12 protein-coding genes are annotated in these 12,875 nt (G+C 72.4%); 5 read left to right on the top strand and 7 right to left on the bottom strand.

All coding sequences use genetic code 11. The annotated features are described in order from the left end of the window. Positions 1-100 precede the first annotated feature (100 nt). The 3 genes from B0I32_RS33180 to B0I32_RS33170 are packed head-to-tail and all read left to right on the top strand — an operon-like array spanning position 101 to position 3,738. A complete protein-coding gene (locus B0I32_RS33180) occupies positions 101-2,263 on the top strand; it encodes a YcaO-like family protein (RefSeq protein ID WP_146178398.1) in 2,163 nt (720 codons plus the stop codon). Positions 2,264-2,277: 14 nt separating this feature from the next. Continuing rightward, complete coding sequence (locus tag B0I32_RS33175) at positions 2,278-3,021, top strand: class I SAM-dependent DNA methyltransferase (RefSeq protein ID WP_106246519.1); 744 nt, start codon at positions 2,278-2,280, stop codon at positions 3,019-3,021. Positions 3,022-3,027: 6 nt separating this feature from the next. Next, a complete protein-coding gene (locus B0I32_RS33170; protein WP_106246517.1) occupies positions 3,028-3,738 on the top strand; it encodes a methyltransferase domain-containing protein in 711 nt (236 codons plus the stop codon). Here B0I32_RS33170 and B0I32_RS33165 read toward each other — a convergent pair. The 4 genes from B0I32_RS33165 to B0I32_RS33150 are packed head-to-tail and all read right to left on the bottom strand — an operon-like array spanning position 3,731 to position 7,854. Continuing rightward, the gene (locus B0I32_RS33165) at positions 3,731-4,975 is read right to left on the bottom strand and encodes an MFS transporter (RefSeq protein ID WP_106246516.1); all 1,245 of its coding nucleotides are present in this window, start codon (positions 4,973-4,975) and stop codon (positions 3,731-3,733) included. The genes B0I32_RS33170 and B0I32_RS33165 overlap by 8 nt on opposite strands. Positions 4,976-5,010: 35 nt before the next feature. Continuing rightward, on the bottom strand, positions 5,011-6,003 hold the full coding sequence (locus tag B0I32_RS33160) for an ABC transporter substrate-binding protein (protein ID WP_106246514.1): 993 nt from the start codon (positions 6,001-6,003) through the stop codon (positions 5,011-5,013). A gap of 1 nt (position 6,004) precedes the next feature. Next, on the bottom strand, positions 6,005-6,832 hold the full coding sequence (locus tag B0I32_RS33155) for an ABC transporter ATP-binding protein (RefSeq protein WP_106246512.1): 828 nt from the start codon (positions 6,830-6,832) through the stop codon (positions 6,005-6,007). After that, positions 6,832-7,854, bottom strand: coding sequence for a FecCD family ABC transporter permease (locus B0I32_RS33150; protein WP_181308033.1), 1,023 nt, complete (start codon positions 7,852-7,854; stop codon positions 6,832-6,834). The genes B0I32_RS33155 and B0I32_RS33150 overlap by 1 nt, the downstream gene beginning before the upstream one ends. Positions 7,855-8,082: 228 nt before the next feature. Between B0I32_RS33150 and B0I32_RS33145 the strand changes: the two genes are divergently transcribed. Together B0I32_RS33145 and B0I32_RS33140 are read left to right on the top strand one after the other, a co-directional pair. Continuing rightward, positions 8,083-9,108 (top strand): permease, encoded by a 1,026-nt coding sequence (locus tag B0I32_RS33145; RefSeq protein WP_106246511.1) that lies wholly within the window; start codon positions 8,083-8,085, stop codon positions 9,106-9,108. Further along, positions 9,105-9,797 carry a TIGR03943 family putative permease subunit gene (locus B0I32_RS33140; protein ID WP_106246874.1) on the top strand — a complete coding sequence of 231 codons (693 nt, stop codon included), beginning with the start codon at positions 9,105-9,107 and terminating at the stop codon, positions 9,795-9,797. Before B0I32_RS33145 ends, B0I32_RS33140 begins: the two co-directional genes overlap by 4 nt. A gap of 61 nt (positions 9,798-9,858) precedes the next feature. Here B0I32_RS33140 and B0I32_RS33135 read toward each other — a convergent pair whose 3' ends face one another. From B0I32_RS33135 to B0I32_RS33125, 3 genes are all read right to left on the bottom strand, one after another. Then, a complete protein-coding gene (locus B0I32_RS33135; protein ID WP_219912126.1) occupies positions 9,859-11,028 on the bottom strand; it encodes a glycoside hydrolase family 68 protein in 1,170 nt (389 codons plus the stop codon). Positions 11,029-11,138: 110 nt separating this feature from the next. Next, positions 11,139-11,963, bottom strand: a complete 825-nt coding sequence (locus tag B0I32_RS33130; RefSeq protein WP_106246507.1) for a carbohydrate ABC transporter permease — start codon at positions 11,961-11,963, stop codon at positions 11,139-11,141. Then, positions 11,960-12,874, bottom strand: a complete 915-nt coding sequence (locus tag B0I32_RS33125) for a carbohydrate ABC transporter permease (protein WP_219912125.1) — start codon at positions 12,872-12,874, stop codon at positions 11,960-11,962. Before B0I32_RS33125 ends, B0I32_RS33130 begins: the two co-directional genes overlap by 4 nt. Between the last annotated feature and the right edge of the window lies 1 nt (position 12,875).

Below are 12,875 nucleotides of genomic sequence, written 5' to 3'. Positions count from 1 at the left end.
CACGGGCTTCCGCGCCTTCCGCTGGAGCTGATCGAGGTGAGACCCGTGGGGCCGGCCCGCATCCGGCCTCACGGGGCCCTGCGACGCGAAGGATGCGATCTTGACACACCTTCCGAGAGTCAACGTGGACGTACGTGCGCTTGGCGCGGACGCGGCCGTGCTCATCACGCCGGACGGCCGGATGTTCGAGATCGGACGGCCCGCGACGGAGGTCGTCCGCGCCCTCGAAGATCTCGCCGCGACATCACCGGATGCGTCTCCGCCGTGGCCGGAGCTGGCTGCCCTGCTCACTTCGACCGGCTCCCTCATCGAGCCCCCTGCTCCGTTCTCCCCCGCCGAATCCCCGCCCACCTCGGCACCTCCTGCCGAGACCGCACAGACTTCGCAGGCCCCGGTGCTTCTCACCGATGCCGCCCTGCGTCCCATCGTCACGGCGCTCGCCGCGCCCGGTGAACAGATCGGGTTCCTCGACGACGACGTTCCGCACGACCGGCCGATGGCGCTGCTGAGCACGCGGTTCGACCCCGAACTGCTGGCGCGGGTGGACGATCGCCGTACCGGAGCGTGGAGCTGTTTCTTCCTGGACCAGGGCAGGTGCTACTTCGGCCCGGCCGTCGAGCCCGGCCGCAGCGCGCCCTACCGGGATCTGCTGACCCGCCGGGCCTGCGTGACGCAGCGGCCGGACCTCGCCGAGGCGCTGCTGCGGCCGTCGCTGACCGGCGGCCTGCGTCCCCCTCCCCCGGACGTGCTGACCTGGCTCGTGTCGCTGTTCCTGGCCGAGCTGCGCCGCTGGCTGGCCGGCGAGCCCTGCGCCCTGGCCGGCAACGAGATCGAGGTGGACCCGGCGGGGCCGGAGATCCGGCTCCACCCGTTCCTGCCCCTGCCGGCCGGCCCGTTCCCCGAGGTGGTCAACCACCGCGTCACGGGCACGGACCTGCTCCTCGGCGACCGCCTCGGCATCGTGGCGGCCACCAGGGTCATCGAGCACGACCCGTCGATCCCGCGAACTCTGACCACCGTGCAGGCCGACGTCGCCGACATGAGCCGGCGCTTCCCCTGGGCCACCAACGTCCTGTGCGGGGCCAGCACGTTCGGCGACGTGGCAGGCGCGCGGGCGGCGGCGATCGGCGAGAGCGTGGAACGCTACTGCGCCAACTGGATCCAGCCCGAACGGTTACGCCAGGCGTCCTACGCCGAGCTGCGCCGGGCCGGCGAGAACGCCGTCGCGCCCGAGTCGATCGTCTTGTTCTCCGAGGCCCAGTACGCGGCGGACGGGTTCCCCTTCGTCCGCTTCGACGCCGGCCTGCCGGTGCGCTGGATCGCGGGCCGCTCCCTCACCCACGACCGGCCGGTCTGGGTGCCCGCCAGCCTGGCCTACTGCAACTACTACGTCGGCCCCTACTACCACGAGCCCGTCACGAACCCCCTGTACTACGCCGGTGTGGCGGCCGGGAAGTCCTTCGACGACGCCGTCCGGTCGGGGCTCGAAGAGGTGATCGAGCGGGACGCCACCATGGTCTGGTGGGCCAACCTGCCCGCCCTGCCGTCCCTGGAGCCGACGCCGCGCCTGGCCGCGCTCTTCGACGGCACGAAAGGACAGCGCGCGTGGCTCGTCCCGCTGCCCAACGAGTTCGGCGTCCCCGTGATCGCCGGCGTCGTCGAGCACGTCGAGGAGCGGATCCTGACGATCGGTTTCGGCTGCCGCGACACCGTCGAGCCGGCCGCGGAGAAGGCCTGGGCCGAAGCGCTCACGCTCCAGGAGATCGCCCGCGACCTCCAGGATCCCGCGGGACTGTACTGGGAGGCCGTACGCGCCGGACGCAAGACGCGGCACTTCATGCACGAGTGGCGAGCCGACCGCGCCTACCTCGACAGCTTCCGCCCCGACTTCAGGGACGTCGGCGACCTGGAATGCCAGCTGCAGGTCAACCTCGACCCCCGCGCCGTCGAACGCGTCCGCGACCGGCTCGGCGGCGGGAGCACCACCCCGGCCTCGGCCGTGCCCGCGCTGCCGGACCGCTCCCTGCGCACCTACCGGCAGCGGGTCGAGCGGGCCGGCTACGAGGTGATCGCCGTCGACCTCACCACGCCGGACGTCGCCGCCGCCGGGCTGCACGTCACCAGGACGCTCGTCCCCGGACTGGCCGGAAACTTCGCCGCCGCCTTCCCCTACCTCGGCGCGGACCGGCTGCGCGACGCCGCCACCAAGTTCGGCTGGCCCGCCAGGACAGAGCTGAACGTCTTCCCCCTCCCCCACGCGTGAAAGGAAAGCCCCCGATGAAAGACGCCGACGCCCTCAACGCCGTCGCCTACGGACCCGAATGGTCGGCCCGCTGGGAGGCGGAGTTCGGCGACCAGCCCGACACCCAGGACGCGGCCGACTACCTCGCCGGGCTGGCCGGCGGCCGGGCCGTGCTGGAGCTCGGCATCGGCACCGGCCGGCTCGCCCTCCCGCTGCTCGACCGCGGGCTGGCCGTGACCGGCGTGGACAACTCCCCCTGGATGCTCGAACAGCTGCGCGCCAAACCGCGCGGCGACGAGATCGACGTCGTGGAAGGCGACTTCGCCGACGTCAAGGTGAGCGGCGAGTTCGGCCTGGCCTTCATCTCCCGTTTCGCGCTGTCGGCCCTGACCACGCAGGACCTTCAGGTGCGGTGCTTCGAGAACGTCGCGGCGCACCTGGCGCCCGGCGGCTTCTTCGTCGTCGAGCTGATGGCGCCTGCCAGTGGCGTCCTGGAGAACGGCAGGGCCTGGACCTCCGGCGTCAAGCCCGACGCGGTCTCGCTGTTCGTCTCGACCGCGAACCAGGTGACGCAGGAGATGCGGACCTGCCACATCAGGCTCAGCGAGACGGACGGAGTCCAGCTGCGGCCGGGCGCGGTCCGCTACGTCTGGCCGTCGGAGCTCGACCTGATGGCCCGCATCGCCGGTATGCGGCCGCACGAGCGCTGGTCGAGCTGGGACAAGGCGCCCTTCACGCCCGCCTCGACCCGTAACATCTCGGCGTACCGGAAAGCGTGACCGGACGTGACCTCCCTTCCCATCACCTCACCAGGATCGTGGGTCTTCTCCGGCGACGTGCCCGCGGTGTTCGTCGATCACGCCCGTCACTCCGTACCGCTCTACGACGCCGGGCACGACCTCGTCTGCGACCTGTCCACGTGCTTCCTCGGCGGCGACCAGCCCCGGGTGGGCTACGAGCTCGGCTCGGCCACCGGCCAGCTCCTGCGCCGGCTGGCCGGCCACGGCCCGGCCAACGCCGCCACCCACTGGATCGGGGTCGACCGCGAGGCGGCGATGGTCGAGGCCGCCCGCGAGCACTGCGCCGGTCTCGGCAACGTCGAGGTCGTGGCGGGCGACCTCACCGAGATCGCCTTCCAGCCGTGCGATTTCGTGGTCGCGTACCTGACCATGCACTTCCTGCCGCCGGGACAGCGGCGGCAGGTGCTGCGCCGGATCTGCCAGGCGCTCCGTCCCGGCGGGGCCTTCTTCATGTTCGACAAGGTCCTGGCCCCGGGCGCTCAGCTAGAGGACCTGATCACGACGCTGCACTACCGGTTCAAACGCAACGCCGGCCTGAGCCCGGAGGAGATCCTCGACAAGAAGGAGAGCCTGCTCGGCGTGCTGCGGCCGGTCTCCACCGACGACAACCTCACCGTCTTCGAGGAGGCCGGTTTCACCAGTTACGGCACGATCCTGAAATATCTCGCCTTCGAGGGGTTCATCGCGATCAAGTAGCCGGAGGGCCTCTCCGGGACCTCTCAGATCGGGAGAAGCCGTGGCTGCCGGGGGCCAGGGCCGCGGCGGCGGGGGCGAGGAAGCACACCAGCGCGCACCCGGCCAGAACCGGCTGCCGGCCGAAGGCGTCCACGGCGGGGGCGAGGAAGGCGAGGCCGAGCGGGGCCAGGCCGTAGGAGACGAGGAAGTCGAGGGAGGAGACGCGGGCCAGCAGGCGCGGCTCCACCTCGCGCTGGGTGGCGGTGAACCAGGGCACGTTGAACAGCTCGATCCCCAGCCCGGCCAGGACGTAGGCGGCGAACACCGCCGCAGGGTGCGCCGGCAGCAGCAGGCTGAGCGGCGCGAAGCCGTACAGGGACAGGCCGGCCAGGGCGGTCCAGCCCTGTGCGCGCGGCTGCCACCGGGCCACGAGCAGCGCTCCGGCCAACGCGCCGAGGGTGTAGGCGGTCAGTGCCGCCGCGAGCACCACCTCGGCGCCGTAGTGGTCGCGGCTGACCAGCGGCAGCGCCACGCTCGTGGCCGAGTAGCCGGTGAAGACGACCGCGGCCAGTGCGCCCAGGCCGGCCAGGAACCAGGGATGCCGGCGCGCCTCGCGTACGCCCTCGCCGAACTCGGCGAGGAACCGTCCGCTGTCCGCCGTCCGCGCAGGGGCGGGCAGGCCCCGGGGCGGGAGCACGGCGGCGGCCAGCCACAGCAGCCCGGTGCCGATCAGCAGCCACCAGGTGTCCAGGACGGCGGCCAGCAACGCCGTGCCCGCCGGGGCGACGAGGGTGGTGACGCGCACGGCCAGGGTCATGGCGGCGTTGGCCCGCCGGCGGCGGCCTGCGTCCACGACCTCGGCGGTGAGCGCCTGGAACGCGGGCCGGCACGCCCCCTGGCCCGCGCCGACGACCGCCGCCGCCACGGTCATGAGCGGAATCGACCGTCCGAGCCCGAGCGCGATGAACGGGGTCGCGAGCGCGGCGGCCAGCCCGGCCCACCACACGACGGCGCGGCGCGAGTACCGATCGGCCAGGACTCCGCTGATCGGCACCGCGAGCAGGAAACCGGCCGTGCGGGCAGCCAGCACGATCCCGAGGCCGGCGGCGGTGAGCCCGCGGTCCAGCACGGCGAGCCCCAGCACGAACGGCAGCGCCCAGGTCGCCAGCCCCGAGGCGGTGGTACCGCACCAGAGCCGGACGAACCGCCTGTCACGCAGGACGGACCGCGACGTGTCCGAACCGGTGGACGCGATCACCTGTGGTCTCCTCCAAGCGCGATGGATGGAAACGGCTACCGGGTGGCGGCTGTCCGAAGCTCGCGCAGGTATTTCGCGAACCCTTCCAGCCCGTCGATGTTGCGCGGCCCGCTGATGCCCTCGTTGTAGTCCAGGACGTAGAAGCGATCGTTCACCACGGCGGGCAGCTTGCTGGTCGTGGGGAACTCCTTGAGGAACCTGATCTTCTCGGCGGCGGGCTTGTCGCCGTAGTCCAGGATGACGATGACCTCCGGCTCGGCCTCGACCACAGCCTCCCAGGTGACCTCGCCCCAGCGCGCGTCCAGGTCGCCGAAGACGTTCCGGCCGCCGGCGAAGCGGATGATGTCCGTGGGCGGCACCTGGCTGCCCGCGGTGAACGGCTTGTCGGTGCCGGAGTCGTAGAGGAAGACGGGCGGCGGGTCGCCCTTCGGCGCCTGGGCCACGACGGCCTCGACGCGTTGGCGGTAGCCGGCGATCAGGGTCCGGGCCCGGTCCTCGACGCCGAAGATCCGGCCGAGGCGTTCGAGGTCGGTGTAGAGGGCCTCGAACGGCGTCACCCGCTCCGGGTGACCGGGATAGTTGAAGCACGACTCGGTGTGCATGAAGCTCTGGATCTTCAACCCGTCGAGGATGGCCGGGGTGATGCCGCGCTGGTCGCTGAAGCCGGAGCGCCAGCCGGCCACCACGAAGTCGGCCTTGGCGTCCACGACGAGTTCCCGGTTGAGCAGGTCGTCGCCGAGGAACTTCACCTTGGCGTACTCGGCCGCCCAAGGCGACTCGGTGACCGGCGGGTTGGCGGGCGGCATGACGTAGCCGTGCACGTGCCTGGTCAGGCCGAGGGCGAACATCTTGTCCGCGCTGCCGCCCTCGTAGACGACCGCGCGGCGGGGCGTGGTGTAGGGGACGTCCTCGCCGCACCTCTTGACCGTCACCGTACGCGCGGCGGTGTCGCCGCCCTCCACCTGCGCGCCGCATCCGGCGAGCAGGAGCGCGCCCGCCAGGAGCGCGGCGGGAGTGCCTGTCTTCACTTCAGTTTCCTTTCGTGGCCGTGGCCGTGGCCGTGGCCGTGGTCGTGGTCGTGGTCGTGGCCGCGCCGAGGTCGTAGAGCACCTGGGGGACCCCGGTGAGCGGGTGGGGGACGACGTTCGCCTCGACGCCGAACGCCTCGCGGAGGAGGTCCTCGGTGAGAACCTCGGCGGGCGGGCCGCACGCGACGAGGACCCCACGGGAGAGCACGGCGAGCCGGTCGCAGGCGGAGGCGGCCAGATTGAGGTCGTGCAGGGTCACGAGCACGCTCAGTCCCGCGCCTCTGAGCATCGACAGCAGCCGGATCTGGTGGTGCAGGTCGAGGTGGTTGGTCGGCTCGTCGAGCACCAGCACCCGGGGCTCCTGCACCAGCGCGCGGGCGACGAGGACGCGCTGGCGCTCGCCGCCGGACAGCGCCAGCACGCCGCGCCCGGCCAGGTGCAGCACCTCCATCCGGGCCATCGCCTGGCGGCACAGCTCGCGTTCGCGGGCGCTGAGCGCCTGGTTGCCGCGCAGATGCGGGGCGCGGCCGAGGGCGACGACCTCCTCGACCGTGAGATCGAGATCCGCCCGCCCTTCCTGGGTGAGGGCGGCGATCACGCGGGCGCTGTCGCGCAGCGGCATCCGCGACAGCTCCCGCCCGTCGATCCACACGGCGCCGCCCGCCGGCCGCAACGCTCGGTACACGCACCGCAGGGCCGTCGTCTTGCCCGAGCCGTTGGGCCCGACCAGACCCACCACTTCCCCATCGGCGACGGCGAGCGCCAGGTCCCTGACGACGGCGGTGCCGTCGATGGACACCGACAGATCGTCCAGCAGCAGCCGGGTCATCAGCGGCCGCCGAACAGGTAGCCGCGGCGGCGCAGCAGGACGACGAAGACCGGCACGCCCACCAGCGCCGTGATCACGCCCAGCGGCAGCTCGCGCGGCGCCACCAGGGTTCTGGCCACCAGGTCGGCCCAGACCATGAAGATCGCCCCGGCCAGTGGGGCGACGGTGAGCACGCGGGCGTGCGCCGCCCCGGCCCACAGCCGCACCAGGTGCGGCATCACCAGCCCGACGAAGCCGATCGCGCCGCTGACCGCGACCATCGCGCCGGTGGCCAGCGACGTCAGCACGAACAGGCCCTTGCGCAGCCTGACCGTGTCCACGCCCAGGCTCACCGACGTCTCGTCGCCCAGGGCGAGCACGTCCAGGCTCCGCCCGGAGCGGCGCAGCGCCACGACGGTGACCACGGTGACGACCGCCACGACCGGCAGCGCTCCCCAGGTCGCCGCGCCGAAGCCACCCATCGACCAGAACAGCACCGTGCTCGTCGACTCGCCGTCCGGGACGAAGTACACGATCAGGCTCATCAGTGCCTGGAATCCGAACGCCATCGCCACCCCGGTGAGCACCAGCCGCAGTGGCAGCAGGCCACCGGAGCCGCGCGAGGCCAGGTAGACCAGTGCGGAGACGAGCAGCGCGCCGAGGAACGCGCCGGCCGACACCGCGTAGATCCCGAGGGCGGTGAGCGCGCCGGTGGCGCTGACCAGCACCGCCCCGGCCGACGCCCCCGACGACACGCCGAGCACGAACGGGTCGGCCAGCGCGTTGCGCACCATCGCCTGGATCGCCACGCCGACGACGCTGAGCCCCGCCCCCACCAGGACCGCCAGCAGCACGCGCGGCGTCCTGACCTGCCAGATGATCTGGTACGCGGTGACGTCCTCGGCCGTGAGCGAGCCGCCGGTCACGGCCGCCCACAGGAAGCGCAGCGTCTCCGCCGGCGGCACGGCCGCGGCGCCCAGGCCGATCGCCAGCAGCACCGACCCCGCGAGGAGGCCGGCCAGCAGGACGACGACCATCGGCATGGCCGGCCCCGCCGCTCCGCCGATGGGTGAATCATCGGCTCCCAGGGCCGCCACGCCGGAGTCCGATGAACTTGACTCACGCAACGCTCTCAACGACACTCCCGAAAATGAGAATCATTTCCGGCAGACCGTACCATCACCCATGAGTCGTACGCATCGGGGTGTAAGGGTTGATACAGCCGCGTTAGCCTGCGCCCGCGAATCTGCGTCCGTGTGGGTGGGAGAGTGATGTCGCAGCCGAGTACGGCGGATCGGCCGGTTCCCGGAAGTGACCGGCCGCCGGAGTCCGGGTCACGGCGGGGCCCGGCCGGGTTCCGGCTGCCGTGGGCGTTCATCGTCCTCGTGGCCCTGCTGGTGGCGGGACGGTTCCTGCTCGCGCCGCACCTGACGCATCCGGCGCTGCGGACCTGGGCGACCGTGTTCGTGGCGGTGTGCGTGCAGGCGCTGCCGTTCCTGGTGCTGGGCGTGGCGCTGTCGGCGGCCATCACCGCGTTCGTGCCCGCCTCGTTCTGGACGCTGGCGCTGCCCCGGCGGACCTCCGCGGCGGTCCCGGTGGCGGGCCTGGCGGGGACGGTGCTGCCCGGCTGCGAGTGCGCGTCGGTGCCGGTGGCCTCCGGGCTGATGGCGCGCGGTGTCGCGCCGCCGGCAGCGCTGGCGTTCCTGCTGGCCTCCCCGGCGATCAACCCGGTGGTGCTGGTGGCCACCGCGGTGGCCTTTCCCGACGACCCGTCGATGGTGGTGGCCAGGTTCGCCGCCTCGCTGGCGGTGGCGGTGCTGGCCGGCTGGATCTGGACCCGGTTCGGGCGCGCCGCGTGGCTGCCGGTACCCCGCCGCACCGCCGGGACCCACGCGGGCAGGGGGAGCGTCTTCGTGGACGCGATGCGTCATGACCTGCTGCACGCCGGCGGGTTCCTGGTGGTCGGCGCGCTGGCCGCGGCGACGCTGAACGTGGTGATCCCGCGCGACTGGCTGACCGCGGTGGCCGGGGTGCCCGTCGTGTCCGTGCTGGTGCTGGCGTTCCTGGCCGTGCTGCTGTCGATCTGTTCCGAGGCCGACGCGTTCGTGGCGGCGTCGTTCACCGCGTTCTCCCCCACCGCCAAGCTGGCGTTCCTGGTGGTCGGGCCGATGGTGGACCTGAAGCTCATCGCCCTGCAGGCGGGCACCTTCGGCCGAGCCTTCACCGCGCGGTTCGCGCCGCTCACGCTGGTCCTCGCGATCGGGGTCAGCTTCGTGGCCGGGTGGGCGCTGCCGTGAGCCGTCAGGCGCAGGGCGCCGTGCTGCTGATCCTGGGCGCGACGGTGCTGAGCGGCTCCGCGTTCTCCACGACGTACCTCAACTACGTCAGGCCGGGTTTCCGGCCGCTGCTCGTGGCGGCCGGAGCCGTGCTGGTGCTGCTCGGCCTGCTGTCCGTCGTCACCGACGTGCTGGACCGGCCCGGGGCCGCCGATCACCGGGGGACGCGGGTGGCGTGGCTGCTGGCCGTGCCGGCGTTCGTCATCGTGCTCATCGCCCCGCCCGCCCTCGGCGCCTTCGCGGCCAGGCGCGACGACGGCCCGCCGGCGCCCGTCCGGGCCGAGGGCTACCGCGCGCTGGCGGGAGGCGAGGTGACGGAGCTGACGCTGGGCGAGTTCATCGGCCGTGCGTACGCGCGGACGGGGCCGTCGCTGGCCGGGCGGAAGGTCCGGTTGGTCGGTTTCGCCGTACGGGCCGGGGACGGTGGGGGCTGGTATCTGACCCGGATGCGGATCGGCTGCTGCGCCGCCGACGCGCTCGCGCTGGAGGTGGTCGTCCAGGGGGCGGCCGCCCCGCCGGAGGACGCGTGGGTGGCGGTCACGGGGACCTGGGTTGCTTGGCAGGACGGTGTGCCGGACAACTACGTGGTTCCGGCCCTGGCCGCGACCGCCGTGACGGCCGTCGGGCGGCCGGCCGAGCCGTACGAATAGGGCGTGCGCCGAGCACGGCTGAAGACGATGTCCCACGGTGCTCGGCGCGTGTCCGGTCCGTTCACGTCGAGGAACGGCCAGGGACGCGCCGCGACTCTTCCGCCGCCGGAAGGACGCGGCTGCTCAGGCCGTCCAGGGTCAGCTTGAGCGTCGGGGCGGCGGTGCCGCCGAAGGCGGCCCGTGCCTGCGCCGCCCGCGCGTACCGGAGATCCAGACCCGGGTGTGACCGGTAGTTGGCGAAGCCGACGACGTGCAGATCCGGCAGCACCAGCCAGGCATAGGCCTGGTCCGGCTGGCCGGCGGGGTTTCCGATCACGAGCCCGGAGCCGTTGAGCGGCTCGTACGGCCCGGTCAGGGTGGGCGCGGCGAAGCCGTACAGGCCGGTGGGCGCGCGGCCGGCCGGGTGGAAGTTGTGGCGCTGGGTGCAGAAGAAGAGGTAGTACCGGGAGTCGTGCACGACGACGTGCGGGCGTTCGAGCTCGTGGTTGACGCCTTCGGCGACGAGCAGCGGCGGGAGCGGGGACCAGGCGCCGTCCCGTGGCCCGGCCAGGGCGATGGCGCCGGCGAAGGTGTCCTGCCAGGCCGTGGACGCGGCGACGAGCAGCCGGTCGCCGCCGCCGGCCGGATCGCGGAACCAGCCCGGATCGCGCCAGGCCCTGATGCGGCCGGGCGCTCCGTCGTCCTCGTCGGCCGGGAGATAGCTCCGCCCGTCGGAGCGCAGGACCTCGCGGTGGGGGACGTCGTGACGCAGCGTGATCCGGTCGCCGTCGGCGATCAGCGTGGGACGGGCCTCGATGACGCTCTGCCGGTACGTCGGACGCGCCTCGCCGCGCCGCCCGGCGGCCGTGTAGTACACCGACACGGTCCCGCCGGGGCGGCGGATCGCCGATCCGGACCATTCACGGCTACCGGGCGAGGCGCCGTCGGGGAAGGCGTTCCCCAGGTCCTCCCACGCGGCTCCCTTCCTGCCGAGCAGGCGGATCCTGGCCCGGTCGTGGCGCTCCTCGGGGTGGCCGAGCGCGGGAGCCGACAGGGCCATCCACAGCTCGCGGCCCGCTGCCACGCTGGTCGAGCCGTCCTCCTCCTGGATCGGCCACAGGTCCCAGAGGTCGTGGCCGGGCAGGATCCGCGGCAGGGCCGCGGGATCGAAGAGGGGCGCCGTGGTCGCGTCATCCTCGGTGAGCAGGTCGAGGTGACGGCGGGTCCAGCGCGCCGTTCGTGCACCGCTCACGCGGTCGCCGCATCTCGCGCGCGCCGTTGTTGCGTTCGGACAGGCATGGACGACCTCCGCTTTCGCTCGTGGGACGTGGTGGGCGACGGCAGGTGCGAGGACCTGCCTCATCACCCCTTCAGTGAGCCCTGGAGCAGGGCCTTGACGAAGTGACGCTGGAAGACGAGGAAGATCACCAGGGTGGGGGTCAGGATGAGCAGCGACCCCGCGCACAGCAGCGGGATGTCGGTCCCCCACTGGCCCTGGAAGGCGCCTAGGGCGCCGGACATGGTGCGCTTGGCCGGGTCGTCCACCAGGACGATGGCCAGCAGGAACTGGTTCCAGGTCCACAGGAACAGCAGGATGCCCAGGGACGAGATCGCCGGCATGGCCAGGGGGACGTGGATGCGCCGGAACAGCTGCCACACGTTGGCGCCGTCCATACGGGCGCTCTCGGACAGCTCGCCGGGCATGTTGACGAAGTGGGCGCGCATCCAGAAGACGCTGAACGGCATGAAGAGGCCGATGAGCGGCAGGATGATCGCCCACCGGGTGTTGAGCAGCCCCATGTCGCGGATCTGGTAGTACAGCGGCGTGATGACGCCCTCGAACGGCAGGGTCAGGCCGAGCACGAACAGCAGGAAGACCAGCCGGCCGCCGATGACGCGCAGGTGACCGATGGCGAAGCCGGCCATCGTGCCGAGCACGATCGAGATCGGCACCACGCCCAGCACGATGAGGGTGCTCGACCACAGCAGCGCGCCCATGTTCGCGGCCTCGAAGGCGCGCAGGAAGTTGCCCCACTGCGGGTCGCCGGGCCAGGCGAGCCCGGCCGGGTAGGTGCCGGAGGGGTGCAGGGCGGTGACGAACAGGCTGAGGAACGGCAGGAGCGTGACCGCCATCATGAGAATGAGCAGCAGCCTGCCGGTCCAGGCCTCCCGCCGGCCGGTGATCATTTGCCGCCGTCCTTCGCGAACCACTGGATGGGCAGGGCGCAGGCGATCACAAGAAGCATGAGGACCATGGCCAGGGCCGAGGCCGTGCCCACCTCGCGTTCGGAGAAGGCCAGGTAGAAGATCTGCAGGCCGGGCACCATGGTGGTGTTGCCCGGGCCGCCCTGGGTGGCGATGTAGACGATGTCGAAGCTGGCCAGGGCCGCGATGACGGTCACGGTGACGCAGACCGCGATCTCCTGCCGGAGGCTGGGCACCGTGATGGAGACGAACTCGCGCCACGGCCCGGCGCCGTCGAGCCTGGCCGCCTCGTACAGCGCCGGGTCGATCTTGCTCATGCCCGCCAGGAGCAGCAGCGTGCACAGGCCGAGCAGCACCCACGCGCCGATCATGCCGACCGCCGGCAGGGCGGTGGCGAAGTCGCCCAGCCAGGCGCGGGTCACCCCGCTGAGGCCGGCGAGCGTGAGCAGTTGGTTGACCACGCCGGTGGAGGCCAGCAGCCAGCTCCAGGCGATGCCGGCCGCGACCAGCGGGATCACCTGGGGCAGGAAGAGCACGGTACGCGCCACGAGGGCGAGCCGGCTGGCGGCGATGCGCCTGATGGTCGCGGCGATGGCCAGGCCGAGCACGACCGGGATCGCGCTGAAGAAGACGATGAGCTGGAAGGCGTTCACGAGGGAGTCGAACAGGTCGGGGTCGGTGAAGACCTTGCCGTAGTTGGCCAGGCCCACCCAGGTGGAGGGGCCGATGCCGTTCCAGTCGTACAGCGAGTACTGGAAGGTCAGGGTGATCGGGCGGAGCACGAACACCGTGTAGAAGGCGAGCGCGGGCAGGATGAACAGCCAGCCGGCCAGGCCGCGCGCACCGCGCAGTCGGGTGGCGGCCGGCCGCCGGTGCGCGGACCGGGGTGTCACT

Source organism: Nonomuraea fuscirosea (assembly GCF_003001935.1).
GTDB classification, from domain to species: domain Bacteria; phylum Actinomycetota; class Actinomycetes; order Streptosporangiales; family Streptosporangiaceae; genus Nonomuraea; species Nonomuraea fuscirosea.
Note: the sequence above shows the minus strand (reverse complement) of the source record. Positions and strands in the feature narration are given on the sequence as shown.